Source organism: Bradyrhizobium genosp. SA-4 str. CB756 (genome assembly GCF_000473125.1).
Taxonomy (GTDB): Bacteria; Pseudomonadota; Alphaproteobacteria; order Rhizobiales; family Xanthobacteraceae; genus Bradyrhizobium; species Bradyrhizobium arachidis.
Genome location: NZ_KI421499.1, coordinates 2,186,436 through 2,211,342, shown reverse-complemented (window position 1 = coordinate 2,211,342; position 24,907 = coordinate 2,186,436). Strand labels below are relative to the sequence as shown.

The window sequence follows — 24,907 nt, the reverse complement described above, 5'->3', positions numbered from 1 at the left end:
GCAATGAAGACAGGCGCGACCATGCCGCCGCTACGTGGTGAAACGATGACAGGTTGTTCCTAGCGCCCCCGCCCCGACAGCCGCAGCACGAACACCAGCACTTCGGCGACGGCCTTGTAGAGGTCGGGCGGGATCTCCTCGCCGAGCTCGACCTTGGAGAGCGCGCCCGCGAGGATTTCGTTCTCCTCGATCGGGATGTCGTTGGCTTTCGCGATCTCGACGATCTTTTCGCCGATCGTGCCCTTGCCCTTGGCAACGACGACGGGCGCGCCAGAGCCCTTCTCGTAATGCAGCGCGATTGCGAGCTTGGATGGATCGCTCATGTGGCGCGATCCAGGAAATGGCCGGCGCGGGCCGGTGCGGGCTGCGGCGGCGTGCCGTCGCGGACCAGGATGTCGCCGGGCTTGAGCTCGGCCCGCATCAAGGCCTGGTTGAGCTCACTGACGCCGGCGCGGAGCTGCTGCGCGGTCGCCGGCCGCTCCGCCCACATCCGCACGAAGGTCTTGTCGCCGTTCAGCGTGATCAGCGCGTGCACGGGACCGGCCGGCTCGACGTTGAGCGTGAAGCGCGCGCGCCAGGCGCGCTTGGCGGGATCGGCGGACTCATTGCCGCCGTCGCGCGAGATCTCGAACTGCGCCATCGCGGTGCCCTGCGGCGTCGCAAACGGGATCTCGAAATTCCACTGCGGCACGGTCGGGTCGATGCGATGGCCGGATGCATCGGTGCGGTCGGGAAGCGAAGCGACCTGCAGCAATGTCTGCCGCGCGATCGCGGCATCGGTGTCGTCGAGCAGGCGATGCACTGTTGCGGAAAGCGGCGTGTCAGGCGCGAGCGACGGCGAAGCGACCGCCTGCGCTGCCGGCAGCGCACCGCGGAACGGCGGCGGCGTCGTGCGCCCCGCGGCCTCGAAGGTGCGGCCGTCGGGCACGGCCTTGTTCGAGCCCGGCACATTGCCGGTCAGGCGCGGCAGATTCTGCGCGGCCTCTTGCAGCAGGCTCGCGGCGAGGCCGGCCGACATGATGCGCGGCATCGCCGCCTGCGACGCGCCGGGGGCTATGTCAGTCAGGACCGCCGCCGCAAGACTGGCGCCGCGCGGCATCTGCTGCGGCTGCGCGATCTCAGGCTCGGCCACCAGCAATGTGGCCTGCGGCGTCTCGCCTGCCGCCGGTGCCGGCGCTGCGGCGACCCGCGGTGTCGCCGCGGCGTTCGTCGGGATCGTTCCGCCCTGCGCCTGCGGCGCGGCGCTCTCGAGCGTCGCCAGCGTCTGGCGCAACACCAGCAGCGCGGCCTTCAGGTCCGGCACATTGCCTGACGACGGCGTTGTACCAGCGGCGAGCGAAGCTTCGAGAAACAGCCCGGACTTCTGGAACGCGGATTCGATATCGCCGCCGTCGAGGGCGGTGTTGAGCGGCGTCTGCTGCGCCAGCACGTCGAGCACCGCCTGCTTCAGGCCGACAGGCAGATCGCTGCCGGTGACGACGGAGGCGAGATTGGCGAACAGCGGCGCCTGGCTGCCCTGTTTTGTGACCGCTTCGGCCGAAGCGGCGGTGACGGCGACCTGCTCCAACGGCGTGAGCGTATTGCGTGCCGCGGTCGTGGACGGCGCCAGCGACGGGCTGTCCACCCGCGAGGCCGCAGCCGGCGTCAGCGTGATCTGATCGGCGCTCGCCTCGCCTGCCCCGTTCATGACGGCAAGACGGATGGTGCCGTCGTTCTGCGACACCGCGAGCTGGAGGTTTTGCCCCGGTGTCAGCGACACCTCGGACATCACGTCCATCGAAAGGTTGGCGATCGCGATCCGCACCAGATTGTCGGCGAGCACGCTGACGACTTTGGCGTCGACGACGCTACCGGCCTGAAGCACGAGATCGGGCGTCGCCGCATCAGCCACAGGGCTGGCGGCACTGACCGGTACGATCGAGCTTATCGGTGTCGGCATTTTGGGGCCCAGGGAATGCGCCTCCCACCCTAGGGCCCCGTCGTAAACCTCTCGTTAAGGACCTGTGGCCGCTGGCCGCTTCAAGGCGGTCAGAACCGCCACGGCGGCCTCGAAATCCCTGAGGCGGGTAGCGCGGCGGGCGGCCGCCTCCTCGTCCACGCCCCACTGATCGATATTCCAGTCCTCGTCGACATGGGCAGCGGCCCAGACCTGGCCGGCATCGCGCGCGCCATGGGCCAGCGCCAGCGCCAGCAGCGCTGAGCCGGTCAGGGTCGTCACCACATGGAGGGCTGCGACCGACCAGGGATCGCTTGGCAGCGCATCGCGGGCCGCCTTCAGCGCCTCGTCCGGCTGCTTCACATGCATGATGCCCTCGGACAGGATGAAATGCGCGCCCAGCGTTTCCGAGGCCCAGAACAGCACGGGATCCCAATGCGCGGCCTCGCGGGCGACCAGCCCTTCCGGGTGGCCGGCGCGATAGAACAGCAAATCGGACTCGAAGTATTTTGCGAGGTCGTCGCTGACGAGCTCGACGCGGTCGACGACGCCCTCGACCACGCTGTTGGCGATCCGGGTCAGCGGCATGGTCACGGGATCGATCGCCTCGCCCTGGGCCGCCCATTCGCCGGCCACGGCATCGGCCAGCGATCGCGAGGGGATCACCACCTGGCGGCCGGACGGCGTGCGGATCGGCTTGCCGTCGAGCGTGATGGCAAAACCGCCCTCGGCCTCGGTGACGCCGGTCTCCTTGTAGAAGCGCTTGCGCAACGGCGTGCGCGCGGAGGCACGCGCCGAGTCCCGCGGATCCGGCGGGGGCTGGCTTGCTGCTTCTTCGAACAATTCGCGCATGTGAGTTTTCGGTCCCGGTCGCTGGATGCTAGGCTTTTAAGATAAGCGTTTAGGCCAGTACTTGCAGCCGATAAAGCGAGCGGCAGGCATGAGGGAACTTGCGGGCATCGTGGCCCTGTTCGCCGCGCTTTGGCTGGCCGCGGCGGAGGCCGGCTTTCGCACCCCGGAATCGCTGGTCCGCAACGTCTATGCCCATTACGGCCAGGGCGCGCCGGAGCTGTCCAAAGGCCTGCCGCGCGATGCCGCCACTGCCCGGCAGTTCTTCGATCCTCCCCTGCGCAAGGCCTGGAGCGCGCCGCGGGCGGAGCCCTATGACTTCCTGGTGCAGAGCCAAAGCTGGAAGCTCGGTCCGGTCGCGATCGCTATCATCCGCAGGCAATACGACAAGACCTATGTCGCGGCGAATTTCGACAATCGCGGCCGGCCGGTGACGCTGAACTTCATCCTGGTCAACGGTCCCGAGGGCTGGCTGATCACGGATGTCGAAAGCCCGCATGACAGCTTGCGGATGTTTCTGGAGCAGTTTCGGAATTGAGCCCCGCCGTCATGCCCCGCGAAGGCGGGGCATCCAGTACGCCGCGGCGTCTCGATTCAACAATGACTGTCTCTGGAATACTGGGTCGCCCGGTCAAGCCGGGCGACGACACCGGAGAGCGCCCCTACTCCTCCGGCGCGTTCTCGATCGGATCGAACCGGCTCGCATCCAGCCCGAGCAGATTCCACGACTGCTGCATGTGCGGCGGCAGCGGCGCGGTGGCGTCGATCACGCCGCCGCGCGGATGCGGGATGACGATACGGCGTGCCAAGAGATGCAGCCGGTTTTGCAGGCCGCCCGGCAGCTGCCAGTTCTCGATGTTGAAATATTTGGGATCGCCGACGATGGGGTGGCCGATATGCTCCATATGGGCGCGCAGCTGATGGGTGCGTCCCGTCACCGGCTTCAGCGACACCCAGGTCAGCTTGTTGCCGGCGGTCTCAACCACCGCGTAATACGTCACGGCGTGGCTGGCGCCCTCATCGCCATGCTGGGCGATGCGCATGATGGTGTCGTCCTCACCCTCCTCCTTGGCGAGGAAGGTCGAGATGCGGCCCTGCTTCGGCTTCGGCAGGCCCGGCACCAGCGCCCAGTAGACCTTTCGTGCCGACCGCGAGCGAAACGCGCCGGTCAGATGCGAGGCGGCAAAGCGCGTCTTGGCGATCAGGAGGCAGCCCGACGTCTCGCGGTCGATGCGGTGCACGAGGCGCGGCTTCTGGCCCTTCGAATCGCGCATCACCTCCAGCATCTGGTCGATGTGCCGCGTCATGCCCGAGCCGCCCTGCACGGCAAGGCCGGCGGGCTTGTTCAGGACAAGGACGTCGTCGTCCTCATAGATCGTCATCTCCTTCAGCGCCTTGAGCGTCTTCTGCGCGGCCTCGGAGAGCTCGCCGACGACCTTCGGCGCGTCGAGCTTCAGCGGCGGAATGCGGACGCTCTGGCCCTCCTCCAGGCGGTCCTTGCTGTCGACGCGCTTGCCGTCGACGCGCAGCTCGCCTTTGCGGACGACGCGCTGGATGTGGGAGAACGACAGGCCGGGAAAGCGCGCTTCGAGGAAACGATCGACGCGCATGTTGTTCTCGTCAGCCGTCACGGTGACGGTCTGCACCTTGGTCGGCAGCAGCGCCTCGACGGGCTTTTCGGGCGCAGGCCTTTCCGGCGCAGCTTTTGGCGGACGCCGCTCGGCACGCTCGGGGCCACGCCGCTCGGGACGCTCTCCGGCAAAGCGCGGCGGCTTGCTGCCGGGCTTACCGCCCGGCCGCGGCCCGGCCTTCTTCGCGCCGCGCGCCTGATGCGGACGTGAGTCCTCGCGCTCGTCACGCGAACGGGGCTTTGGATTCATTCTCTTGATGCGGCGGCTCATGCTTGCCTGCGTACCCTAAAAGCGGCCTTCCGTCACGACGAAATGGCCACCTCTAGCGCGAGCCGCCCCGCTCCTTGCGCAGCTTGGCCCAGTAATCCAGCCGCTTCCTGATCTCGCGCTCGAAGCCGCGCTCGGGCGGGTCGTAGAAGGTCTGCCGGCCGAGGGCCTCCGGGAAGTAATCCTGACCGGAGAAGGCGTCGGGGGCGTCGTGGTCGTATTCGTAAGCTGCGCCGTAGCCTTCCGATTTCATCAGCTTGGTCGGGGAATTGAGGATGTGCTTTGGCGGCAGCAGCGAGCCAGCCTGTTTTGCAACCTGCATCGCCGTGCCGAAGGCGGTGTAGACCGCGTTCGATTTCGGCGCGGTGGCGAGATAGACGACGGCCTGCGCGATCGCGAGCTCGCCTTCGGGATGGCCGAGGAAGTCGAAAGCGTCCTTGGCGGCATTGGCGATGACCAGCGCCTGCGGGTCGGCCAAGCCGATGTCCTCCACCGCCATGCGCACCACGCGGCGGGCCAGGAACAGCGGGTCCTCGCCGGCGTCCAGCATGCGCGCGAGATAATACAGCGCGGCGTCGGGATCGGAGCCGCGCACCGATTTATGCAGCGCCGAGATCAGGTTGTAATGGCCGTCGGCGGACTTGTCGTAGATCGGCGCGCGGCGCTGCAGGATGTCCTGCAACTGCGCGGCATTGAAGATCTCGTCCGCCCGCGCCGAACGCCAGACCTCTTCGGCGAGCGTCAGCGAGGCGCGGCCGTCGCCGTCGGCCATGCGCACCAGCACCGCCCTCGCCTCGGCATCGAGCGGCAGCTTCCTGCCCTCGACCGCCTCGGCATGCGCGAACAGCTTCTCGATCGCGGCGGCATCGAGCGAGCGAAACACCAGCACGCGCGCGCGGGACAACAGCGCCGCGTTGAGCTCGAAGGACGGGTTCTCGGTGGTGGCGCCGACCATCACCACCGTACCGTCCTCCATCACGGGCAGAAACGAGTCCTGCTGGGCGCGATTGAATCTGTGCACCTCGTCGACGAACAGCAGCGTGCCCTTGCCCATCTCGCGGCGGGCCCGCGCGGCGTCGAACGCCTTCTTGAGGTCGGCGACGCCGGAGAACACCGCGGAGATCTGCTCGAAATGCAGATCGGTGGCGTCCGCGAGCAGCCGCGCCACCGTGGTCTTACCGGTGCCGGGCGGGCCCCAGAACACCAGCGAGCCCAGCGTGCGCGTCTCCAGCATGCGCGTCAGCGCGCCGTCGGGCCCGAGGATGTGATCCTGGCCGACGACCTCCGACAGCGCACGCGGGCGCAGCCGGTCCGGCAGCGGATGCGGCGCCTCGTGGTCGAGCCCCGCCGCGGCAAAGAGGGTCGGCGTCTCCTGTGGTCGCTTCGGACTCATCCGCCCAGCGTGACGTTGATCTGCTGGCCGCCGCGCACCACCGTGATGCGCCAGATCCGCGGCCGCTCGCCTGCGGCCTTTTCGAGGTCGCCGGTCTTGCTGATCTTCTGGTTGTTGACCGCCAGGATAATGTCGCCCTTCTGGAAGCCGACACTCGCAGCCGCGCTGTCGCCGCCGAGATCGGTGACCACGACGCCTTCGGTGTCGGCGTCCAGATGCAGCTCGTCGGCCACCGCCGGGGTGATAGTCGAGACCTTGGCGCCCTGGAACGGCGAACGCGCGGTGATGACGAGCTCGTTGCGGCCGGAGTCGGGCGCGGTCTCCAGCGCCACCGTCAGCTTGAGCGGCTTGCCGCCGCGCTGCACGTCGATCTGCGCGGTGCCGCCGAGCGGACGGGTGGCGAAACGGTAGTCGAAGGCGTTGGGATCGTCCACGGTCTGGCCGTCGATCCCGGTGATGAGGTCCGAGGATTTCAAACCGGCCTTCGCCGCGGGGCCGCTCGCGACGACGCTTGCGACCAGCGCGCCGGTCGGCGAGCGCAGGCCGAGGCTCTCGGCGATCTCGGGCGTCACCGCCTGAAGCTTGGCGCCCAGCCACGGCCGCTTCACCGCCTTGCCGCCGCTCTTGGCGGAGGCGACGACGACGCGCACCATGTTGGACGGGATCGCAAAGCCGATGCCCTGCGAGCCGCCGGAGCGCGAATAGATCGCGGTATTGATGCCGGCGAGCCGGCCGTTCATGTCGACCAGCGCGCCGCCGGAATTGCCGGGGTTGATCGCCGCATCGGTCTGGATGAAGAACTGGTAGTCGGTGATGCCGACCTGCGTGCGCGCCAGCGCCGAGATGATGCCGTGGGTCACGGTCTGGCCGACGCCGAAGGGGTTGCCGATCGCCATCACGACGTCGCCGACCATCAGCTCGTCCGAATTGGTGAGTTCGAGCGCGGGAAACTTCTCCTTGGTGTCCTTCAGGCGCAGCACGGCGAGATCGCTGCGGGAATCCTTCAGCACGATCTCGGCCTCGAACTCGCGCTTGTCCGACAGCGACACCTTGACCTGGTCGGCGCCTTCGATGACGTGGACGTTGGTGACGACGAGCCCGGCCGCATCGACGATGACGCCCGAGCCGAGCGAGCGCTGCACCTGCTCCTGCTGCTGGCCCGGCACGCCGAAGAAGCGGCGGAAGATCGGGTCATCGAGCAGCGGATTGCGGTTCTGCACCACCTTGGCGGCATAGACGTTGACGACCGCCGGCTGCACCCGCTGCACGATCGGCGCATAGGACAGCCGTAGCTCGGCCTGCGAGGACGGAACGCGGCGGTCCTGTGCGGCGGCCGGATTGAAGTGGGCTGAAAACGCTATGCACAACGCCGTGATGATAGCTGCGGGACGGATCGATCGAAACATTCCTACCTCTCGGAAAAGACGACGGAATATAGGCGCGTTCGCCGGGCAATAGAAGGGCGCTGGGGCAATATTGCGCCCTCCTCAGGTGTGTCCGGCCTGCAAGCACGGCGTGCGAAATGACAATCCGCCTGGGGTGGTGGATTGGCATGATGCGCATCATCCAGCATGCTACCCGGTGGCGGATTCGGTTGCGACGAAATTACATCAGTGGGAACCCGCGCAACCGAGGCGCGCCGTCGCGGGGCAGTCATCGACCATTCCTAGGCTCTCGCCTGCGACTTGGGGAAGTTCGTCAACCGATGGAGTGATGACGTGAGCAGGACAAGAATTGCAGCCGCGGCGATTGGTTTCGCCGGCGCGCTGGCGGCCTCGCAGGCCCAGGCCCAATCGGCCAGCAGCAGCGAACAGGAGATCGCGCTGCTGAAGCAGCAGTTGAAGATGCTGGAGCAGAAGCTCGACAAGCTCCAGAGCCAGACCGCGGCGAACACCGCGGCCACGGCGAAAGCGAAGGCCGAGGCGAAAGCCGAAGCGAAGGCCGAGGCACGCTCGGAGGCGAAGGCGGTCGTCGCCAATGCCAATGCGGCGATCCCGCTCAAGACCCCGCCGCCTGCGTCCGGTGTCGTGGTGACGATGCCGAACAACCGGCCGACCATCTGCACTGCCGACGGGGCGAACTGCGTCGCCATCACGAGCCGCGTGCATTGGGACGTCGGCGGCTACGACTTCCGCCCCAACACGGCGGCAACTGTGCCGCAAAAGCTCGACAGCGGCGAAAACGTGCGTCGCGCGCGTATCGGTGTCGTCGGCAAATTCCTCGAAGACTGGAATTTCGCGCTGATCTACGACTTCGGCGGCTCGTCGGACGGATTTGGCGGCACGGGAGCCGCCGGCGCGACCCCCGTCGGCTTCCTGCCCGGCGGCGGCACATCCGGCATCGAAAACGCGTTTGTGAGCTACACGGGACTGAAGCCGTTCGGCGGCAAGATGGCGATCGAAGCCGGCATCATGGATATCGCCTGGACCATGGATGAGTCCACGAGCTCCAACGACATCGCCTTCATGGAGCGCGCTTCGGTCGGCATCATCGCGCAGAACATCGCCGCCGGCGATTTCCGTTCTGCCGCCGGTGCCCGCTGGTACAACGACGTGTTCTACGCCGGCGCCTACGTGACCGGCCCGACCACGGGTGCCATTCACTCGGCCTCGAGCGTTTCACCTCCCGGCACCAGCGAGCAATACGGCGCAACCGCCCGCGTTGCAGGCCAGGTCGTGAGCGGCAACGACTACTCGGTGCATCTCGGCGCCGACGCCCAGTGGCTGATCCAGCCGCCGCGCAATCTGGTCGCGAACACGCAAACGCTCACGCTCAGCGATCGTCCCGAGCTGCGCATCGATCCCACGACGCTGATCTCGACCGGAGCGATTGCGAATGTGTCGGGCGCACAGGTCTATGGCGTGGAAGCCGCAGCCACCTACGGACCGCTCTGGGTCCAGGGCGAATACTACTGGTTCAACATCGATCGCGATGCCAACACCGCCGTGCCACCGATCGGTACGTCGAGCCTGAAATTCCAGGGCGGCTACGCGCAGGCGGCCTATGTCCTGACCGGTGAAAGCCGCAAGTACAATCCGGGCAACGCGGCCTATGGCGGCGTCAAGCCGAACAATCCGTTCTCGCTCAGCGGCGGCGGCTGGGGTGCCTGGGAGATCGCCGGTCGATACTCAACCGTGGATCTGAACGATCAGCTCGCGACCGCTGCGGGCATCGCCGGCGGGCGGCAAACCGTCTACACGCTGGCGCTCAACTGGTACGTCAACGGCAATGTGCGCTTCATGCTCGACTACCTGCACGGCACGGTGTCGAAGCAGGCCTCGGCGGTGTCGGCGGCGGACACGGGCTCGAAGTTCGACGCGGTCGCGTTGCGCACGCAGTTTGCGTTCTGAGGCTCGCTGTCGTCCCGGGGCGCGCACCAGCGCGAACCCGGGACCCATAGCCACAAGCTGGAGTTTGGCGAGGACTCGGAGCTGCCGGCTCGCGCCAAAACTTCTTCTTGCGGTTATGGGTCCCCGCCTTCGCGGGGACGACACCGAGGGTGCGGCAACAACTTCGCAGCAAAATCACGCCGCCCGCTTCGGCTTCTTCACGACCACCGGCGGCGGCGCGCAGGACAGCCGCTGCTGGTGGCTCTCGCCCCACGCCTTCAAAATATCGATCACCGGCTTGAGGCTCTCGCCTAGCTCGGAGAGGCAGTACTCCACGCGCGGCGGCACCTCGGCATAGACCTTGCGGATGACGAGCTTGTCCTCCTCCAGCGCGCGAAGCTGCTTGGTCAGCATGCGCTGCGTGATGCCGGGCATCCGGCGGCGCAGTTCGCCGAAGCGCTGGGTGCCGCTTTGCAGGTGATAGAGGATCACGCCCTTCCACTTGCCGTCGATCAGGTCCAGCGTCGCCTCGACCGAGCAGCCCGGCCGGCGGGCAAAATCGCGCCGTTTCATGCGTGTTTTCCCAATAGTATCCAAACAGGGACTATATCCCTGAATTTACAGTACTTGCCAAATGGAGGCCAGCGGGACAGTTAGCAAGCCGGGCGCACGTCACAGGCTGGGCGCCAACTGATGGAGACAAGCCATGAAGGCCGTCGGCTACAAAAAGTCGCTTCCGATCGAGGACGCGGATTCACTGATCGATTTCGAGACCGCAAAGCCGGAGCCCAAGGGACGCGACATCCGCGTCGCCGTGAAGGCGATCTCGGCCAATCCGGTCGATTACAAGGTGCGCAAGCGCGCCGCCCCGCCCGAGGGCGAGACGAAGATCTTGGGTTACGACGCGGCCGGCGTAGTCGATGCCGTCGGGCCCGAGGTCTCTCTGTTCAAGCCGGGTGACGAAGTGTTCTACGCCGGCTCGATCCTGCGCCAGGGCACCAATGCCGAATTCCATCTGGTCGACGAGCGCATCGTTGGCAACAAGCCGAAGAGCCTGTCGTTCGCGCAGGCCGCCGCCCTTCCCCTCACCTCCATCACCGCCTGGGAATTGCTGTTCGACCGCCTCGGCGCGGTACCCGGCAAGAGCGTCGATCCGCGCACGCTGCTGATCACGGGCGGCGCCGGCGGCGTCGGCTCGATCCTGATCCAGCTAGCGCGCCGCCTCACCGGCCTCACGGTGCTCGCGACCGCGACGCGCCCGGAGTCGCAAAAATGGTGCCTCGACCTCGGCGCCCATGCGGTGATCGATCACGGCAAGCCGATGAAGGAGCAGATCGAGAAGCTCAAGCTGCCGCCGGTCGCGTTGGTGGCGAGCCTCACCTATACCGACCAGCACTACAAGAGCATTGTCGAGTTCATGGCGCCGCAGGGCCGGTTCGGCCTGATCGACGATCCGCCGGAGTTCACCATGAGCACGTTCAAGGGCAAGGCGATCTCGGTGCACTGGGAATCGATGTTCACGCGATCCTCGTTCCAGACATCAGACATGATCGCGCAGCATCATCTGCTGAACGACGTCGCCGACCTCATCGACAAGGGCGTGCTCCGCACCACGCTCGACCAGACCTTTGGCACGATCAATGCGACCAACCTCAAGCGCGCGCACGCGCTGCTCGAGAGCGGCAAGTCGCGCGGCAAGATCGTGCTGGAGGGGTGGTAGACGCCGCATACCCCGTCATGCCCGGGCTTGTCCCGGGCATCCACGGACGTTGTCGCCTTGGGCGACACGTGGATGGCCGGACAAGCCCGGCCATGACGAATGCCGTTACGGCGCCACGCCCTCGACGAACAGCAGCCGCCGCTCCAGTGCACCGGCGCGGATCTTCAGCGCCTCGGCATATTCCGGCGAGGCGTACCACTCCTTCAGCCTCGCCATCGAGGCGAATTCGACGATGACGATAGCCTTCGGCGGAAGATTGCCTTCCGCAAGCTCGGCCTTGCCGCCGCGAACGAGATAACGTCCGCCGTACTGCGCGATCGTCTTTGCGGCGAGCGAGCGATAGGCTTCGAATCCGTCGAGATCGCGCATCTCGACTTCGGAGATCACGTAAGCAGTCATAGGCAGCTCTTACGCGATCGTATTGACGATACCGCCTTCCGCGCGCAGCGCGGCGCCGTTGGTCGCGGACGCTTCCTTCGAGGCGACGTAGACCACCATATTGGCGATCTCATCGACGCTGGCAAAGCGCTGGATCAGCGAGCTCGGGCGATGCTGCTTGACGAAGTTGGCGGCGGCCTCGTCCACCGACTGACCGTTCTGCCTGGCGAGGTCCTTCACGAAAGTCTCGACACCCTCCGACATGGTCGGCCCGGGCAGCACGGAATTGACGGTGACGCCGGTGCCGCGGGTGAGCTGCGCAAGGCCGCGCGCGACCGAGAGCTGGGCCGTCTTGGTCATGCCGTAATGGATCATCTCGACGGGAATGTTGAGCCCGGATTCCGAGGAGATGAAGACGACGCGGCCCCAGTTGCGCTTGAGCATGCCCTTCATGTAGGCGCGCGACAGCCGCACACCGCTCATGACGTTGACCTCGAAGAAGCGGTTCCAGTCCTCGTCCGGAATGTCGAAGAAATCCTTCGGCTCGAAGATGCCGGCATTGTTGATGAGGATGTCGACCTCGGGAAGCGCCGCGACCAGCGCCTTGCAGCCCGCAGCGGTCGAGACGTCGGCGGCGATGCCGCGCACCTTGGCGCCGGTCCCTTCGAGCTTGCGCACGGCCGCATCGACCTTGTCCTGACCACGGCCGTTGATCACTACGCTGGCGCCGGACGCAGCAAGGCCCTTTGCGATGGCGTGGCCGATGCCGGCGGTCGAGCCAGTCACGAGGGCGGTCTTTCCGGACAAGTCGATCTTCATGCGTCGTCTCCATTGCGGTTGGTGCGGATATCGTGCGCAGCACAGACGGATGCAATCATCCCTCACCGACGCGTGAGGATCGATCGCCACAACAGCAAGCGCCGATTGGTGTGCACGGCGCGCGTCGAGCGCGCGCCTTTGCCCCCCAACGGCACCTATTTCTTCGGCGGCAGCGTCCTGACAAACGCGACGATGGCATCGAGATCCTGTGGCGTCATGCTGGCATAGGCAGCATACGCCATCGGCGGCTTGAGCTTGCGACCGTCACGCGCGATGCCTTGCGTAATCGCACGTTTGATTTCGTCGTCGCTCCAGTTGCCGAGACCGGTCGCGGGATCCGCGGTGATGTTGGGAGATACGGATTCACCCCACGGACCCCTAAAGGTGCGACCGCCCTTGCCGCTCGCCGCGGTGAAATCGTGCACGGCGGACGGGCCTTCCGGCGTGTGGCATTCGAGGCAATGGGCGATGGTCAGGAGATAGCGGCCGCGCGCGAGCTTGTCGGAGAGCTCGGCCTCGCTCGCCTGCCTGCCGGCATAGGTCGGCACTTCCGGCTTCAAGGCGATCCTGTATTCCGGCGCCGGCGTTTCGTGGCGCACCGGCGGCACGGAGCGCAAGTACGCCGCGAGCGCGTCGAGATCGCGGGCCGTTAGCACCGTGTAGAACTCGGTCGGCATGATCGGCGCGGCCTTGGTTCCGTTCGGCTTGATACCGCTCACGAGAAACCGCTTCAGCTCGGCATCGGTCCAATTGCCGATGCCGGTGTCCTTGTCCGGCGTGATGTTGGAGCCGGTGACCTTGAAGGCGGGCTCGTCGAACGTCTGGCCGCCGGAAAGCGCGCGAGAGAGATCAAGCCCTTGCGGACCCCGCGGCGTGTGGCAGTTGTGGCAGACCATGACGCTACCAACGAGATAGGCGCCGCGCTCGGTCAGCGTCTCGCCCATGGCCGGCGCCATCAGCAGCGCGAGCGCAATTGAAACCGCAGCTCTCATGGAATCCCCCAAACGAAATCAATTCTGCAAAATCATCGTGCACAGCATGAGAAATTGCTGCGCCATACAAAAAAGCGGCGCCCAGGGGCGCCGCTTTCTGAAACTTCCATACTGGTCGGCTTACGCCGCCTCGGCTTCCTTCTCCTGCACCGGACCGGAGTCCTGGCCCTTGGCATCGACGTCGCGATCGACGAACTCGATCACGGCCATCGCGGCGTTGTCGCCGTAGCGGAAGCCGGCCTTGATGATGCGGGTGTAGCCGCCCTGGCGATCCTTGTAGCGGGTCGCGAGCGTATCGAAGAGCTTCTTGACCATGTCGACGTCGCGCAGCTCGGAGATGGCCTGGCGGCGCAGCGACAGGCCGCCCTTCTTGCCGAGAGTGACGAGCTTCTCGACGATCGGACGGAGCTCCTTGGCCTTGGGCAGCGTGGTGACGATCTGCTCGTGCTTGATCAGCGCGGCCGCCATGTTGGCGAACATCGCCTTGCGGTGCTCGGCCGTACGATTGAGCTTCCGATGAACCTTGCCGTGACGCATGTGTGTAGTCCTTACGTTAAAACTGCCGCGACGGTTCGTCGGACATGTTGCTCAGGTGGGCTACCTGCGTTCGCCCTGGGTGGTGAATAGCGAATGGCGAGTAGCGAATAGAATTACTATTCGCCATTCGCCACTCCCCATTCGATCAGTAATGATCCTCGAAGCGCTTGGCCAGCTCGTCGATGTTCTCCGGCGGCCAGCCCGGCACTTCCATGCCGAGGTGCAGACCCATCTGGGCCAGCACTTCCTTGATCTCGTTCAGCGACTTGCGGCCGAAGTTCGGGGTGCGGAGCATTTCCGCTTCGCTCTTCTGCACGAGGTCGCCGATGTAGACGATGTTGTCGTTCTTCAGGCAGTTGGCCGAACGTACCGACAGCTCGAGCTCGTCCACCTTCTTGAGGAAGGCCGGGTTGAAGGCGAGGTCCGGGATGATCTCCTGGGCGACTTCCTTGCGCGGCTCTTCGAAGTTGACGAACACGTTGAGCTGATCCTGCAGGATGCGGGCGGCGTAAGCCACCGAGTCATCCGGCGAGATCGCGCCGTTGGTCTCGATCGTCATGGTCAACTTGTCGTAGTCGAGGATCTGGCCCTCGCGGGTGTTCTCGACCTTGTAGGAGACCTTGCGGACCGGCGAGTACAGGCTGTCGACCGGGATCAGGCCGATCGGCGCGTCCTCGGGACGGTTGCGCTCGGCGGGCACGTAGCCCTTGCCGGTCGAGACCGTGAACTCCATGCGGATCTCGGCGCCCTCGTCGAGGGTGCAGATCTGCAGGTCCGGGTTGAGAACGGTGACGTCGCCGACGGTCTGGATGTCGCCGGCGGTGACGACGCCCGGGCCCTGCTTCTTCACGACCATGCGCTTGGGGCCTTCGCCCTGCATCTTGATCGAGATGTCCTTGATGTTGAGCACGATGTCGGTGACGTCCTCACGGACGCCAGCGATCGAGGAGAACTCGTGCAGCACGCCGTCGATGTGCACCGACTGCACCGCCGCGCCCTGGAGCGAGGAGAGCAGGATGCGGCGCAGCGCGTTGCCGAGGGTCTGGCCGAAGCCGCGCTCGAGCGGCTCGGCGACGATGGTCGCGAAACGCGTGGGGTCACTGCCGGGCGTGACCTGGAGCTTGTTCGGCCGAATCAGTTCTTGCCAATTTTTCTGGATCGTCACTGTTTCACCCATACAGGCCAGTCGAACTGCCGTTGCAGACACTGGCGTTGGAGAAAGGCCGCAGGCTGCACCCGCGGCTTCGTACAAAAGTCATTGCGGGCGCCGATGCACCCGCAACTTGGTATCAAACGCGCCGACGCTTGCGGGGACGGCAACCGTTGTGCGGGATGGTGGTCACGTCACGGATCGAGGTGACGGTGAAGCCCGCGGCCTGCAGTGCACGGAGCGCCGACTCGCGGCCCGAACCGGGACCGGCGACTTCGACTTCCAGCGTGCGCATGCCGTGCTCCTGCGCCTTCTTGGACACGTCCTCGGCGGCCACCTGCGCGGCGTACGGGGTCGACTTGCGCGAGCCCTTGAAGCCCATCGTGCCGGCGGAGGACCAGGCAATCGTGTTGCCCTGTGCGTCGGTGATGGTGATGGTCGTGTTGTTGAACGACGAGTTCACATGCGCAACGCCGGAGGCGATGTTCTTGCGCTCACGACGGCGAACGCGGGTGGCTTCCTTGCCCATTGATGACCTTTCCTGGAGATCTCAAACGCCGCCGTAATGCCAGCGGCTACACCTGTGAAAATGCGAGTGGCGAATGGCGAGTAGCGAATGAATCCATTCGCCACTCCCGATTCGCCATTCGCGTCGAATTACTTCTTCTTGCCGGCGATGGCCTTGGCCGGACCCTTGCGCGTACGCGCATTGGTGTGGGTCCGCTGACCGCGCACCGGCAGACCGCGACGATGACGCAGGCCGCGATAGCAGCCGAGGTCCATCAGGCGCTTGATGTTGATGCCGACCTCGCGACGTAGGTCGCCCTCGACGAGATAGTCGCGGTCGATCACTTCGCGGATCTGGAGCACTTCGGCGTCGCTGAGCTGATTGACGCGACGATCCGAGGGGATCTTCACCTTCTCGATGATGTCACCGGCGATCTTCGGGCCGATGCCATGGATGTACTGAAGCGCGATCAGCACGCGCTTGTTGGTGGGAATGTTCACGCCGGCAATACGGGCCACGGCCTTCTCTCCTGTTGCCGATCCCTCGTCAGAGATCGGGCTTTAAGTGCTTGCTTTCTCGGGCAGGTGTTCACAAACGCGAACACGACGCCCACCCCCGGTCTTCCTGGGGCCCGGCATCGTCTGAAACTATCCGACTTGGATGCGGGGCTTATTAGGGGATTCCAGGGGCTTTCGTCAACCGCTGCTAGCGCTTGGCTCGCTTTTTCGTGACCTTTTTTGGTCCCTTCTTCGAACCTTTTTTGACGGCCTTTTTGGTGGTCTTTTTGACCGTTTTCTTGGCTGTCTTCTTGGCGCCCTTCACGGCCTTCTTGGCCGCCTTTTTGGCGGTTTTGGCGGATTTGGCGGCCTTTTTAGCCGCTTTGGCCGGCTTTTTAGCCGCCTTCTTGGCTGCCTTGGCCTTCTTGGCCGGACCCGCCTTGGCCGCGCTGCGGGCATGGGTCTTGGGTTCCACCGCCCCAAGCGCCAGCAGCTGGCGGTGGATGGCACGGGTGACCTCGTCGATGGCCATCATGCCGTCGATGGTCGAGAGCTTCCGCCGCTCGGAATAGTAGTGAATCAGCGGCTCGGTCTGGCTGCGGTAGCTGGCCAGGCGCTTGGTCAGGACCTCCGGGGTGTCGTCGACCCGGACCTCCTCCCCGCGCTCCCGCATCTGGGCGACGCGGGTCTCGACGCGGCTCAGCAGCGCGCTCTCGTTGACGCGGAGCTCGATCACGGCGTCGAGCTTGAGATGCTTGTGCTTCAAGAGATCGTCCAGCGCCTCGGCCTGCGGCACGGTGCGCGGGAAGCCGTCGAGGATGAAGCCGCCCTTGGCATCCGGCTGGTCGATGCGATCGGAGATGATTCCAACCACGACGTCGTCGGGGACGAGGCCGCCGCCGGCCATGATCTCCTTGGCCTTCAGCCCGACCGGCGTACCAGCCGCCACAGCCGCGCGCAGCATCTCGCCGGTCGAGAGCTGGACGATGCCATAGCGCTGCACCAAGAGCTGCGCCTGGGTCCCCTTGCCCGACCCCGGCGGTCCCAGAAGTATAATTCTCATCGGCGTACGCCCCCCGGATTGGTGAGCGATACGTCGCGCACCCGTGTTTGAAAGTTCGATAACAGTGCAAACCATAATCGGCGCTGCACCGCTACCCATATCATAGGGGAGCGAATGCCTGGACGCCAAGAAGGCCTTTGAAATCAGTGATTGCGTCGCGGTGAGAGCTGCTCTGCCGATGCGACCGAACGTCCGGCTGGTCGCTTCCGTCAGCGCCGCGCGTTGCTCGCGCGGCGAATCGGCGGCGCTGTTGCGCCGCCTTCGCAGGACACAGCGCTCAGCGGCGGCGGCCGCGCAGCTTCGACTTGCGGATCAGGCCTTCGTACTGATGGGCCAGCAGATAGCCCTGCACCTGCGCCACCGTATCCATGGTGACGCTGACGACGATCAGCAGCGAGGTGCCGCCGAAGTAGAACGGCACCGAGGCGTAGGAGATCAGGATCTCCGGGATCAAGCAGACGATCGCGAGATAGATCGCACCCAGCACGGTGATGCGCGACAGCACGTAGTCGATATATTCCGCGGTGCGCTCGCCCGGACGGATGCCCGGGATGAAGCCGCCGTGCTTCTTCAGATTGTCCGCGGTCTCGGTCGGGTTGAACACGATGGCGGTGTAGAAGAACGCGAAGAACACGATCAGCGCGAGATAGAGCACCAGGAACAGCGGACGGCCGTGGCCGAGCTGGGTGGTGATCCACTGGAACCATTCCGGCCCGCTGCCGGCATTGAAGTTCGCGACCGTGGTCGGGAGCAGCAGCAGCGAAGACGCGAAGATCGGCGGGATCACGCCCGAGGTGTTGAGCTTCAGCGGCAGATGCGAAGACTGGCCCTCGAACATCTTGTTGCCGACCTGGCGCTTCGGATACTGGATCAGCAGCCGGCGCTGGGCGCGCTCCATGAACACGATGAAGGCGATCACGGCGACGGCCATGATGATGACGACCAGGATCAGGCCGGTCGACATCGCGCCCTGACGGCCGAGCTCGAGCATGTTGGCGAGCGCCGCGGGCAGCTCGGCGACGATGCCGGAGAGAATGATCAGCGAGATGCCGTTGCCGATGCCGCGCGAGGTGATCTGCTCGCCCAGCCACATCAGGAACATGGTGCCGCCGGTCAGCGTGATCGCGGTCGACAGGCGGAAGAACATGCCGGGGTCGCTGACGACGTTGCCGGCGCCTTCGAGGCCCACCGCGATGCCGTAGGACTGGAACGCGGCCAGGATCACCGTCAGATAGCGGGTGTACTGGTTCAGCGTCTTGCGCCCCGCCTCACCCTCCTTCTTCAGCGCCTCGAGCTGCGGCGAGACGGTGGTCAGGAGCTGGATGATGATCGAGGCCGAGATGTACGGCATGATGTTCAGCGCGAAGATCGCCATGCGGTGGATGCCGCCGCCGGCGAACATGTTGAACATGCCGAGGATGCCGCCCGCCTGGGACCTGAACACCTGCTCCCAGATGTTGGGATCGATGCCCGGCAGCGGGATGTAGGTTCCGAGCCGATAAACGAGCAGCGCACCCAGGGTGAACCAGATGCGCTTCTTCAGTTCGTCGGCCTTGGCGAACGCGCCGAAATTGAGATTGGCTGCCAGTTGTTCCGCTGCAGAGACCATCTTGGACTTTCTCCCGCCGCCTGTTGCGCCGTCATGCCCGCGGCCGGGCTACATTAGAGCGGACGCCGGACATTATCTGGGGCTCGGCTTCGATAAGTCCATCGTCCCGCATGCGTAAAGGCCCGCGAGGCGCGGGCCAATGACGCAGTTGTTACGCCGCCTCGCCTTCTTCCTTGGCAGGGGCGAGGATCTTCACCGAGCCGCCGGCCTTCTCGACCGCCGCGATCGCGGTCTTGGTGGCGCCATGCACCTCGATGTTGAGCTTGGACTTGAGTTCGCCACGGCCGAGCAGCCGCAGGCCGCCCTTGGCGCGGCGCAGCACGCCGCCCTTCACCAGGGCCTCGACGTTCACGACGCTGCCGGCGTCGATCTTCTTGGCATCGACCGCTTCCTGGAGCCGGTCGAGATTGATCTCGGCGAACTCGACGCGGAAGATGTTGTTGAAGCCGCGCTTGGGCAGACGGCGATGCATCGGCATCTGGCCGCCTTCGAAACCCTTGATGCGCACGCCCGAACGCGCGGTCTGGCCCTTGCCGCCGCGGCCGGACTGCTTGCCCTTGCCCGAACCAATGCCGCGGCCGACGCGCATACGCTTCTTGCGCGAGCCGGCGTTGTCGGCGATATCGCTGAGCTTCATCGCCCTTCTCCTTGTGTCTTGCGCATGATCGTCACCGAAGACCGGCACCCGGTTTCGGGATCATGCGCCCTGCTTACTTCTCGTCGACGATGCGGACGAGATGGTGAACCTTGTCGATCATGCCGCGCACGGCCGGGGTATCCGGCAGTTCGCTGGTGCGGCCGATCTTGTTGAGCTTGAGCCCGATCAGGGTCGACCGCTGCGAGTGATGGCGGCGGATCGCGCTGCCGGTCTGCTCGAGCTTGATCGTCTTGCTGGACTTAGCGGCGTCCTTGGCCATGGGAGTCTACTCCGAAAGCTTCCGTTAGTCGGCAGCCGCCTCGGCATCGCCGCCGATACGGCGGGACTGCAGAGTGGACACCTTGATGTTGCGGCGGGCTGCGACCGAACGCGGCGAATCCTGATGCTTCAGCGCGTCGAAGGTCGCGCGAACCATGTTGTACGGGTTCGATGAGCCGATCGACTTGGCCACCACGTCCTGGACGCCGAGCGTCTCGAACACGGCGCGCATCGGGCCGCCGGCGATGATGCCGGTACCGGCCGGAGCTGCACGCAGGTAGACACGGCCCGCGCCATGACGGCCGGCGATGTCGTGATGGAGCGTGCGGCCCTCGCGCAGCGAGACCCGGGTCAGATTGCGCTTGGCGGATTCAGTCGCCTTGCGGATCGCCTCGGGCACTTCGCGTGCCTTGCCGTGACCGAAGCCGGCACGGCCCTTCTGGTCGCCGATCACGACCAGCGCTGCGAAACCGAAGCGCTTGCCGCCCTTGACGACCTTGGCCACGCGGTTGATGTGGACGAGCTTGTCGACGAACTCGCTGTCGCGCTCCTCGCGCTCCTTGCGTTCACGTCCGCCGCCGCGTTGATCGCGTCCACCACGTTGTTCGCGTTCTGCCATTTTTCCAATCCTTCAGAGGCTTACGCCTCAATCCTCAAATTCCGTTAGAAGCTCAGCCCGCTCTCACGCGCCGCGTCGGCGAGAGCCTTGACGCGCCCGTGATAGAGATAGCTGCCGCGATCGAACACGACTTCCTTGACGCCCTTCTCGGCGGCGCGCTCGGCCAGCAGCTTGCCGACCGCCTTCGCCGCATCGATGTCGGCGCCGGTCTTGCCGCCGTCGCGCATCGACTTCTCGAGCGAAGAGGCAGAGGCCAGCGTCTCGCCCTTCAGGTCGTCGATGACCTGGGCGTAGATGTGCTTGGACGAGCGGAACACCGACAGACGCGGACGGCCGCCACCGGAGCGGCGCAGCTTCAGCCGCACACTCCGCTTGCGCCGGGCATTCGTAACCTTGGCTTTGGACATGACCGGCTCCGTTACTTCTTCTTGCCTTCCTTGCGGAAGATGAATTCGCCAACATACTTCACGCCCTTGCCCTTGTAGGGCTCCGGCGGGCGATAGCTGCGGATCTCGGCGGCGACCTGGCCGACGCGCTGGACGTCGCTGCCCGACACCGTGATCTCGGTCGGCTTCGGCACGGCGATCGTGATCCCTTCCGGGATCGGATAGATCACGTCGTGGCTGTAGCCGAGCGCGAGCTGCAGGTTCTTGCCCTGCATCGCGGCGCGGTAGCCGACGCCGGTGATCTCGAGCTTCTTCTCGAAGCCCTTGGTGACGCCTTCGACCAGGTTCGCGACCTGGGCGCGCGCGGTACCGTACAGCGCGCGGGCGCGGTTGGTCTCGGCCCGCGGCTTGACCTTGATCTGGCCGCTCTCGAGCTTCACCTCGACGTCGTCATGGACGACGAACTGAAGCTGGCCCTTCGGCCCCTTCATCTTGACGGTCTGCCCATCGACGGTCGCGGTCACACCCGACGGAACCGCCACAGGCCTTTTGCCAACTCGTGACATGGATCAAAAATCCTTCTCAGAACACCGTGAAGAGGACTTCACCGCCCACATTCGCGTCGCGCGCGCTGTGGTCGGCCATGATCCCCTTCGGCGTCGACAACACCGAAATGCCGAGCCCGTTGTTGACCCGCGGCAGGTTCTTCACCGAGGCGTAAACGCGACGCCCGGGCTTGGAGACACGTTCGATCTCGCGGATGACGGGCTCGCCGTCGAAATACTTCAGCTCGATCTCGATCTCGCTGCGGCCCGAGGAATGCTCGAGCGTAGCGTAACCGCGGATGTAGCCCTCGGACTTGAGCACCTCGAGCACGTTCTCGCGCATCTTCGAGCCGGGCGTCGAGACCTTGGTCTTGGAGCGCATCTGCGCGTTGCGGATGCGGGTGATCAGATCGCTGATTGGATCGTGCGTAGACATCTAAACGACCCTCCTTACCAGCTCGACTTGACGAGGCCCGGGACCATGCCCTTGGAGCCAAGTTCGCGCAGCGCGATACGGGACAGCTTGTTCTTGCGATAGTTCGAGCGCGGGCGGCCCGACAGCTCGCAGCGCAGGCGGATGCGGGTGGCCGACGAGTTGCGCGGCATTTCCGCCAGCTTCAACGTCGCAGCGAAACGCTCTTCCATCGGCAGCTTCTTGTCGGCGATGATCGCCTTCAACCGCTCGCGCTTGGCGGCGGCGTTCTTCACCATCCGCTTGCGCCGGTTGTTCTTCTCGACTGAACTCTTCTTTGCCATGCTTGGCTCCTGGGTATCCGCGTTTGAGAGGCTCTAGGTCAGCGTCTCACTGCCGGAACGGGAAATTGAAAGCGGTCAACAAGGCCCTCGCCTCTTCGTCGGTCTTGGCCGTGGTGCAGACGGTGATGTCCATACCGCGGGCTTCCGTGACCTTGTCGAAGTCGATCTCGGGGAAAATGATGTGCTCCTTGATGCCGAGCGAGTAGTTGCCGCGGCCGTCAAAGCTCTTCGGGTTCAGGCCGCGGAAGTCGCGGACGCGCGGCAGCGCGACCGTCACCAGGCGATCGATGAACTCGTACATGCGGGCCTTGCGCAGCGTGACCTTGCAGCCGATCGGCTGGTTCTCACGCAGCTTGAAGGTCGCGATCGCGATACGCGAATAGGTCACGATCGCCTTCTGGCCGGCGATCTGGGTCAGCTCGGCAGCGGCGGTCTCGGCCTTCTTGCGGTCGTTGACCGAATCGCCAACGCCCATGTTCAGCACGACCTTGTCCAGGCGCGGAACCTGCATCACGTTCTCATAACCGAACTTCTCGGTCAGGGCGGTGCGGATCTTCGCGTCGTATTCCGCGCGCAGGCGCGGGGTGTAAGCGGCCTCAGCCATCGATCTCAGCTCCCGAGCTCTTGGCGATGCGGACCTTCTTGCCGTCCGCCAGAATCTTGAATCCGATGCGGGTCGGCTTTCCGTCCTTGCCGACATACGCGATGTTGGACAGTTGGATCGGCGCCTCTTTCGAGATGATGCCGCCCTCCTGGGCCTGCGTCTGCTTCTGGTGACGCTTGACCATGTTGACGCCGCGCACGAGCGCGGTGCCGGCGTCGGGACGAACCTCGAACACTTCGCCGGTGCGGCCCTTGTCGCGGCCGGTCAGCACGACGACCTTGTCGCCCTTGCGGATCTTCGCAGCCATCACAGCACCTCCGGCGCGAGCGAGATGATCTTCATGTGGTTCTTGGCGCGCAGCTCGCGCGGCACGGGCCCGAAGATACGGGTGCCGACCGGCTCGGACTGGCTGTTGATCAGCACGGCGGCGTTGCGGTCGAAGCGGATGACCGAACCGTCGGCGCGGCGGATGTCCTTGCGGACGCGCACCACGACGGCCTTCATCACGTCGCCCTTCTTCACCTTGCCACGCGGAATCGCTTCCTTGATCGAGACGACAATGATGTCGCCGATCGTGGCGTAGCGGCGCTTGGAGCCTCCGAGCACCTTGATACACATGACACGGCGTGCGCCAGAATTGTCGGCCACGTCGAGGTTGGTCTGCATCTGAATCATTGATGCACCTCGTCCTCTTTCTAATTGCGCCAGCCCAGCCGGCGCTCAACATTTCCCTGAAGTCAGTCGGCTAAAGCCAACAGATCAGGCGCTTTTCTTGTGCTCGCCCCGGATCACGACCCAGCGCTTCAGCTTCGAAATCGGCTTCGATTCCTCGATCCACACCATGTCGCCCGGCTTGAACTCGTTGCTCTCGTCGTGCGCGTGGTAGTTCTTCGAACGGCGGATCGTCTTCTTGTAGATCGGGTGCGTGAAGCGGCGATCGACGCGCACCACGATGGTCTTGGCCTGCTTGTCGCTGACGACCACGCCCTGCAAAGTACGTTTCGGCATCTTCGTAAGCCTCTTACTTCTTCTTCGCGCGCGTCTGCGCGGCGACGGTCTTGATCCGGGCGATGTCACGGCGGGCCTCGCGCAGGCGCGAGGTGTTCTCGAGCTGCCCGGTGGCGCGCTGGAAGCGCAGGTTGAAGCGCTCCTTCTTCAGGTTCAGGATGGCGTCATCCTGCTGGTCGGGGCTCATCGCGCGGATGTCTTCGATCTTCATCTGTGCCATGGCCATTACTCCGCAATGCGCTCGACGAAGCGCGTCTTGATCGGCAGCTTGGCGGCCGCCAGGGTCAGCGCCTCACGCGCCGTCTGGGTGTTGACGCCGTCGATCTCGAACAGCACCCGGCCCGGCTTGACGCGCGCCACCCACAATTCCGGCGAACCCTTGCCGGAGCCCATGCGGACTTCGGCCGGCTTCTTCGACACCGGAACGTCGGGGAACACGCGGATCCAGACGCGGCCGGCGCGCTTCATGTGGCGGGTCAGCGCGCGGCGAGCGGCTTCGATCTGGCGGGCGGTGACGCGCTCAGGCTCGGTCGCCTTCAGGCCGAACTGGCCGAACGCCAACGTCGCGCCCGAAGACGCGACGCCGTGGATGCGGCCCTTATGCGCCTTCCGGAACTTCGTTTTCTTAGGTTGCATCATGGCTTTAAGCCCTCAAATTCCTGTCTGGCTTTAGGCTGCAGCCGTCTCGCGGCGCTGACGGCCACCGCGATCGCTGCTGCCGCCGGTCTCGCCTTCGGCCATTCTCTTGTCCTGGGCCATCGGATCGTGCTCGAGGATCTCGCCCTTGAAGATCCAGACCTTGACGCCGCAGGTGCCGAAGGTCGTGAACGCGGTCGCAACGCCGTAATCGATGTCGGCGCGCAGCGTGTGCAGCGGCACGCGGCCTTCGCGATACCACTCCATGCGCGCGATTTCCGCACCGCCCAGACGTCCCGAGCAGTTGATGCGGATGCCTTCCGCGCCGAGACGCATCGCCGACTGCACGGCGCGCTTCATGGCGCGGCGGAACGCTACGCGGCGCTCCAGCTGCTGCGCGATCGATTCCGCCACCAGCGTCGCATCGAGCTCCGGCTTGCGGATCTCGACGATGTTGATGACGACGTCGGACGAGGTGATGTCCGCGACCTTCTTGCGCAGCTTGTCGATGTCGGCGCCCTTCTTGCCGATCACCACGCCCGGACGGGCCGAGTGGATGGTGACGCGGCACTTCTTGTGCGGACGCTCGATCACGATGCGGGCGACGGCCGCCTGCTTGAGCTCCTTGTGCAGGATCTCGCGGATCTTGACGTCCTCGTGCAGCAGCTTGCCGTATTCCTGCTTGCCGGCGAACCAGCGGGAATCCCAGGTCCGGTTGATGCCGAGACGCAGACCGATCGGATTGATCTTTTGACCCAT

General features: G+C 65.2%; 33 protein-coding genes. 3 read left to right on the top strand and 30 right to left on the bottom strand.

Annotated elements, in window-relative coordinates:
* Positions 1-59: 59 nt before the first annotated feature.
* Genes BRAGE_RS0111010 through BRAGE_RS0111000 form a run of 3 tightly spaced genes read right to left on the bottom strand, consistent with a single transcriptional unit; the run spans position 60 to position 2,788 of the window.
* Positions 60-323, bottom strand: a complete 264-nt coding sequence (locus BRAGE_RS0111010) for an EscU/YscU/HrcU family type III secretion system export apparatus switch protein (protein ID WP_011088117.1) — start codon at positions 321-323, stop codon at positions 60-62.
* Positions 320-1,939, bottom strand: a complete 1,620-nt coding sequence (locus BRAGE_RS0111005) for a flagellar hook-length control protein FliK (RefSeq protein ID WP_027564382.1) — start codon at positions 1,937-1,939, stop codon at positions 320-322. Before BRAGE_RS0111005 ends, BRAGE_RS0111010 begins: the two co-directional genes overlap by 4 nt.
* A gap of 54 nt (positions 1,940-1,993) precedes the next feature.
* Positions 1,994-2,788: an ATP12 family chaperone protein gene (locus BRAGE_RS0111000; protein WP_027564383.1), complete on the bottom strand. Its 795-nt coding sequence runs from the start codon at positions 2,786-2,788 to the stop codon at positions 1,994-1,996.
* 88 nt (positions 2,789-2,876) lie between these two features.
* Here BRAGE_RS0111000 and BRAGE_RS0110995 point away from each other — a divergent pair, with 88 nt between their 5' ends.
* Positions 2,877-3,323, top strand: a complete 447-nt coding sequence (locus BRAGE_RS0110995; RefSeq protein WP_027564384.1) for a hypothetical protein — start codon at positions 2,877-2,879, stop codon at positions 3,321-3,323.
* A gap of 124 nt (positions 3,324-3,447) precedes the next feature.
* Here the strand turns inward: BRAGE_RS0110995 and BRAGE_RS0110990 are convergent, their stop codons facing one another.
* Genes BRAGE_RS0110990 through BRAGE_RS0110980 form a run of 3 tightly spaced genes read right to left on the bottom strand, consistent with a single transcriptional unit; the run spans position 3,448 to position 7,482 of the window.
* Positions 3,448-4,686, bottom strand: coding sequence for an RluA family pseudouridine synthase (locus BRAGE_RS0110990; RefSeq protein ID WP_027564385.1), 1,239 nt, complete (start codon positions 4,684-4,686; stop codon positions 3,448-3,450).
* A gap of 52 nt (positions 4,687-4,738) precedes the next feature.
* Positions 4,739-6,076: a replication-associated recombination protein A gene (locus tag BRAGE_RS0110985; protein ID WP_027564386.1), complete on the bottom strand. Its 1,338-nt coding sequence runs from the start codon at positions 6,074-6,076 to the stop codon at positions 4,739-4,741.
* On the bottom strand, positions 6,073-7,482 hold the full coding sequence (locus tag BRAGE_RS0110980) for a DegQ family serine endoprotease (protein ID WP_027564387.1): 1,410 nt from the start codon (positions 7,480-7,482) through the stop codon (positions 6,073-6,075). The genes BRAGE_RS0110985 and BRAGE_RS0110980 overlap by 4 nt, the downstream gene beginning before the upstream one ends.
* Before the next feature lie 312 nt (positions 7,483-7,794).
* Here BRAGE_RS0110980 and BRAGE_RS0110975 point away from each other — a divergent pair, with 312 nt between their 5' ends.
* Positions 7,795-9,426, top strand: a complete 1,632-nt coding sequence (locus BRAGE_RS0110975; RefSeq protein ID WP_027564388.1) for an OprO/OprP family phosphate-selective porin — start codon at positions 7,795-7,797, stop codon at positions 9,424-9,426.
* A gap of 174 nt (positions 9,427-9,600) precedes the next feature.
* On the opposite strand, the gene BRAGE_RS0110970 is transcribed toward BRAGE_RS0110975, so the two are convergent.
* Complete coding sequence (locus BRAGE_RS0110970) at positions 9,601-9,978, bottom strand: winged helix-turn-helix transcriptional regulator (protein ID WP_027564389.1); 378 nt, start codon at positions 9,976-9,978, stop codon at positions 9,601-9,603.
* 133 nt (positions 9,979-10,111) lie between these two features.
* Here BRAGE_RS0110970 and BRAGE_RS0110965 point away from each other — a divergent pair, with 133 nt between their 5' ends.
* Positions 10,112-11,125, top strand: a complete 1,014-nt coding sequence (locus tag BRAGE_RS0110965; protein ID WP_027564390.1) for a zinc-binding alcohol dehydrogenase family protein — start codon at positions 10,112-10,114, stop codon at positions 11,123-11,125.
* 105 nt (positions 11,126-11,230) lie between these two features.
* Here BRAGE_RS0110965 and BRAGE_RS0110960 read toward each other — a convergent pair whose 3' ends face one another.
* The 23 genes from BRAGE_RS0110960 to rpsC all read right to left on the bottom strand — a co-directional run bounded on the left by BRAGE_RS0110960 (position 11,231) and on the right by rpsC (position 24,907).
* Positions 11,231-11,524 (bottom strand): DUF1330 domain-containing protein, encoded by a 294-nt coding sequence (locus BRAGE_RS0110960; RefSeq protein WP_027564391.1) that lies wholly within the window; start codon positions 11,522-11,524, stop codon positions 11,231-11,233.
* Positions 11,525-11,533: 9 nt separating this feature from the next.
* The gene (locus tag BRAGE_RS0110955) at positions 11,534-12,322 is read right to left on the bottom strand and encodes an SDR family NAD(P)-dependent oxidoreductase (protein ID WP_027564392.1); all 789 of its coding nucleotides are present in this window, start codon (positions 12,320-12,322) and stop codon (positions 11,534-11,536) included.
* A 155-nt stretch (positions 12,323-12,477) separates the two neighbouring features.
* A complete protein-coding gene (locus tag BRAGE_RS0110950) occupies positions 12,478-13,314 on the bottom strand; it encodes a c-type cytochrome (RefSeq protein WP_028146250.1) in 837 nt (278 codons plus the stop codon).
* Between the two features lie 120 nt (positions 13,315-13,434).
* Positions 13,435-13,851 carry a 50S ribosomal protein L17 gene (gene rplQ / locus BRAGE_RS0110945; protein ID WP_025036979.1) on the bottom strand — a complete coding sequence of 139 codons (417 nt, stop codon included), beginning with the start codon at positions 13,849-13,851 and terminating at the stop codon, positions 13,435-13,437.
* A gap of 145 nt (positions 13,852-13,996) precedes the next feature.
* Positions 13,997-15,028 (bottom strand): DNA-directed RNA polymerase subunit alpha, encoded by a 1,032-nt coding sequence (locus BRAGE_RS0110940; protein WP_035729592.1) that lies wholly within the window; start codon positions 15,026-15,028, stop codon positions 13,997-13,999.
* Between the two features lie 112 nt (positions 15,029-15,140).
* Positions 15,141-15,530 carry a 30S ribosomal protein S11 gene (rpsK, locus tag BRAGE_RS0110935; RefSeq protein ID WP_007603045.1) on the bottom strand — a complete coding sequence of 130 codons (390 nt, stop codon included), beginning with the start codon at positions 15,528-15,530 and terminating at the stop codon, positions 15,141-15,143.
* A gap of 128 nt (positions 15,531-15,658) precedes the next feature.
* On the bottom strand, positions 15,659-16,027 hold the full coding sequence (gene rpsM / locus BRAGE_RS0110930) for a 30S ribosomal protein S13 (RefSeq protein WP_027564395.1): 369 nt from the start codon (positions 16,025-16,027) through the stop codon (positions 15,659-15,661).
* A 187-nt stretch (positions 16,028-16,214) separates the two neighbouring features.
* Positions 16,215-17,069: an adenylate kinase gene (locus BRAGE_RS0110925; RefSeq protein WP_027564396.1), complete on the bottom strand. Its 855-nt coding sequence runs from the start codon at positions 17,067-17,069 to the stop codon at positions 16,215-16,217.
* 277 nt (positions 17,070-17,346) lie between these two features.
* Positions 17,347-18,678 carry a preprotein translocase subunit SecY gene (secY, locus tag BRAGE_RS0110920; protein WP_027564397.1) on the bottom strand — a complete coding sequence of 444 codons (1,332 nt, stop codon included), beginning with the start codon at positions 18,676-18,678 and terminating at the stop codon, positions 17,347-17,349.
* Positions 18,679-18,829: 151 nt separating this feature from the next.
* Entirely contained in the window at positions 18,830-19,315 is a 486-nt protein-coding gene (gene rplO, locus BRAGE_RS0110915; RefSeq protein ID WP_011088136.1) for a 50S ribosomal protein L15, read from the bottom strand.
* 73 nt (positions 19,316-19,388) lie between these two features.
* Entirely contained in the window at positions 19,389-19,595 is a 207-nt protein-coding gene (rpmD, locus tag BRAGE_RS0110910; protein WP_027564398.1) for a 50S ribosomal protein L30, read from the bottom strand.
* 24 nt (positions 19,596-19,619) lie between these two features.
* The gene (gene rpsE, locus BRAGE_RS0110905) at positions 19,620-20,213 is read right to left on the bottom strand and encodes a 30S ribosomal protein S5 (protein ID WP_008136332.1); all 594 of its coding nucleotides are present in this window, start codon (positions 20,211-20,213) and stop codon (positions 19,620-19,622) included.
* Between the two features lie 44 nt (positions 20,214-20,257).
* Positions 20,258-20,620 (bottom strand): 50S ribosomal protein L18, encoded by a 363-nt coding sequence (gene rplR / locus BRAGE_RS0110900; RefSeq protein ID WP_007603036.1) that lies wholly within the window; start codon positions 20,618-20,620, stop codon positions 20,258-20,260.
* 11 nt (positions 20,621-20,631) lie between these two features.
* Positions 20,632-21,165, bottom strand: a complete 534-nt coding sequence (gene rplF, locus BRAGE_RS0110895) for a 50S ribosomal protein L6 (RefSeq protein WP_027564399.1) — start codon at positions 21,163-21,165, stop codon at positions 20,632-20,634.
* Positions 21,166-21,181: 16 nt separating this feature from the next.
* Complete coding sequence (rpsH, locus tag BRAGE_RS0110890; RefSeq protein WP_018322269.1) at positions 21,182-21,580, bottom strand: 30S ribosomal protein S8; 399 nt, start codon at positions 21,578-21,580, stop codon at positions 21,182-21,184.
* 14 nt (positions 21,581-21,594) lie between these two features.
* Positions 21,595-21,900, bottom strand: coding sequence for a 30S ribosomal protein S14 (gene rpsN / locus BRAGE_RS0110885; protein WP_018322268.1), 306 nt, complete (start codon positions 21,898-21,900; stop codon positions 21,595-21,597).
* A 46-nt stretch (positions 21,901-21,946) separates the two neighbouring features.
* Positions 21,947-22,504, bottom strand: coding sequence for a 50S ribosomal protein L5 (gene rplE, locus BRAGE_RS0110880; protein ID WP_018647250.1), 558 nt, complete (start codon positions 22,502-22,504; stop codon positions 21,947-21,949).
* Entirely contained in the window at positions 22,497-22,811 is a 315-nt protein-coding gene (rplX, locus tag BRAGE_RS0110875; RefSeq protein WP_027564400.1) for a 50S ribosomal protein L24, read from the bottom strand. The genes rplE and rplX overlap by 8 nt, the downstream gene beginning before the upstream one ends.
* Entirely contained in the window at positions 22,811-23,179 is a 369-nt protein-coding gene (rplN, locus tag BRAGE_RS0110870) for a 50S ribosomal protein L14 (protein WP_027564401.1), read from the bottom strand. The genes rplX and rplN overlap by 1 nt, the downstream gene beginning before the upstream one ends.
* An 84-nt stretch (positions 23,180-23,263) precedes the next feature.
* Positions 23,264-23,512 carry a 30S ribosomal protein S17 gene (gene rpsQ / locus BRAGE_RS0110865; RefSeq protein ID WP_007603028.1) on the bottom strand — a complete coding sequence of 83 codons (249 nt, stop codon included), beginning with the start codon at positions 23,510-23,512 and terminating at the stop codon, positions 23,264-23,266.
* A 13-nt stretch (positions 23,513-23,525) separates the two neighbouring features.
* A complete protein-coding gene (gene rpmC / locus BRAGE_RS0110860; RefSeq protein ID WP_011088144.1) occupies positions 23,526-23,732 on the bottom strand; it encodes a 50S ribosomal protein L29 in 207 nt (68 codons plus the stop codon).
* A gap of 5 nt (positions 23,733-23,737) precedes the next feature.
* Complete coding sequence (rplP, locus tag BRAGE_RS0110855; RefSeq protein WP_008136349.1) at positions 23,738-24,151, bottom strand: 50S ribosomal protein L16; 414 nt, start codon at positions 24,149-24,151, stop codon at positions 23,738-23,740.
* 30 nt (positions 24,152-24,181) lie between these two features.
* Positions 24,182-24,907 (bottom strand): 30S ribosomal protein S3, encoded by a 726-nt coding sequence (gene rpsC, locus BRAGE_RS0110850; RefSeq protein WP_027564403.1) that lies wholly within the window; start codon positions 24,905-24,907, stop codon positions 24,182-24,184.

Coding starts and splice junctions, on each gene's coding strand:
- BRAGE_RS0111010 (WP_011088117.1), bottom strand. CDS start 323: ATGAGCGATCCATCCAAGCTCGCAATCGCGCTGCATTACGAGAAGGGC.
- BRAGE_RS0111005 (WP_027564382.1), bottom strand. CDS start 1,939: ATGCCGACACCGATAAGCTCGATCGTACCGGTCAGTGCCGCCAGCCCT.
- BRAGE_RS0111000 (WP_027564383.1), bottom strand. CDS start 2,788: ATGCGCGAATTGTTCGAAGAAGCAGCAAGCCAGCCCCCGCCGGATCCG.
- BRAGE_RS0110995 (WP_027564384.1), top strand. CDS start 2,877: ATGAGGGAACTTGCGGGCATCGTGGCCCTGTTCGCCGCGCTTTGGCTG.
- BRAGE_RS0110990 (WP_027564385.1), bottom strand. CDS start 4,686: ATGAGCCGCCGCATCAAGAGAATGAATCCAAAGCCCCGTTCGCGTGAC.
- BRAGE_RS0110985 (WP_027564386.1), bottom strand. CDS start 6,076: ATGAGTCCGAAGCGACCACAGGAGACGCCGACCCTCTTTGCCGCGGCG.
- BRAGE_RS0110980 (WP_027564387.1), bottom strand. CDS start 7,482: ATGTTTCGATCGATCCGTCCCGCAGCTATCATCACGGCGTTGTGCATA.
- BRAGE_RS0110970 (WP_027564389.1), bottom strand. CDS start 9,978: ATGAAACGGCGCGATTTTGCCCGCCGGCCGGGCTGCTCGGTCGAGGCG.
- BRAGE_RS0110965 (WP_027564390.1), top strand. CDS start 10,112: ATGAAGGCCGTCGGCTACAAAAAGTCGCTTCCGATCGAGGACGCGGAT.
- BRAGE_RS0110960 (WP_027564391.1), bottom strand. CDS start 11,524: ATGACTGCTTACGTGATCTCCGAAGTCGAGATGCGCGATCTCGACGGA.
- BRAGE_RS0110955 (WP_027564392.1), bottom strand. CDS start 12,322: ATGAAGATCGACTTGTCCGGAAAGACCGCCCTCGTGACTGGCTCGACC.
- BRAGE_RS0110950 (WP_028146250.1), bottom strand. CDS start 13,314: ATGAGAGCTGCGGTTTCAATTGCGCTCGCGCTGCTGATGGCGCCGGCC.
- rplQ (WP_025036979.1), bottom strand. CDS start 13,851: ATGCGTCACGGCAAGGTTCATCGGAAGCTCAATCGTACGGCCGAGCAC.
- BRAGE_RS0110940 (WP_035729592.1), bottom strand. CDS start 15,028: ATGGGTGAAACAGTGACGATCCAGAAAAATTGGCAAGAACTGATTCGG.
- rpsK (WP_007603045.1), bottom strand. CDS start 15,530: ATGGGCAAGGAAGCCACCCGCGTTCGCCGTCGTGAGCGCAAGAACATC.
- BRAGE_RS0110925 (WP_027564396.1), bottom strand. CDS start 17,069: ATGAGAATTATACTTCTGGGACCGCCGGGGTCGGGCAAGGGGACCCAG.
- secY (WP_027564397.1), bottom strand. CDS start 18,678: ATGGTCTCTGCAGCGGAACAACTGGCAGCCAATCTCAATTTCGGCGCG.
- rplO (WP_011088136.1), bottom strand. CDS start 19,315: ATGAAGCTCAGCGATATCGCCGACAACGCCGGCTCGCGCAAGAAGCGT.
- rpmD (WP_027564398.1), bottom strand. CDS start 19,595: ATGGCCAAGGACGCCGCTAAGTCCAGCAAGACGATCAAGCTCGAGCAG.
- rpsE (WP_008136332.1), bottom strand. CDS start 20,213: ATGGCAGAACGCGAACAACGTGGTGGACGCGATCAACGCGGCGGCGGA.
- rplR (WP_007603036.1), bottom strand. CDS start 20,620: ATGTCCAAAGCCAAGGTTACGAATGCCCGGCGCAAGCGGAGTGTGCGG.
- rplF (WP_027564399.1), bottom strand. CDS start 21,165: ATGTCACGAGTTGGCAAAAGGCCTGTGGCGGTTCCGTCGGGTGTGACC.
- rpsH (WP_018322269.1), bottom strand. CDS start 21,580: ATGTCTACGCACGATCCAATCAGCGATCTGATCACCCGCATCCGCAAC.
- rpsN (WP_018322268.1), bottom strand. CDS start 21,900: ATGGCAAAGAAGAGTTCAGTCGAGAAGAACAACCGGCGCAAGCGGATG.
- rplE (WP_018647250.1), bottom strand. CDS start 22,504: ATGGCTGAGGCCGCTTACACCCCGCGCCTGCGCGCGGAATACGACGCG.
- rplX (WP_027564400.1), bottom strand. CDS start 22,811: ATGGCTGCGAAGATCCGCAAGGGCGACAAGGTCGTCGTGCTGACCGGC.
- rplN (WP_027564401.1), bottom strand. CDS start 23,179: ATGATTCAGATGCAGACCAACCTCGACGTGGCCGACAATTCTGGCGCA.
- rpsQ (WP_007603028.1), bottom strand. CDS start 23,512: ATGCCGAAACGTACTTTGCAGGGCGTGGTCGTCAGCGACAAGCAGGCC.
- rpmC (WP_011088144.1), bottom strand. CDS start 23,732: ATGGCACAGATGAAGATCGAAGACATCCGCGCGATGAGCCCCGACCAG.
- rplP (WP_008136349.1), bottom strand. CDS start 24,151: ATGATGCAACCTAAGAAAACGAAGTTCCGGAAGGCGCATAAGGGCCGC.
- rpsC (WP_027564403.1), bottom strand. CDS start 24,907: ATGGGTCAAAAGATCAATCCGATCGGTCTGCGTCTCGGCATCAACCGG.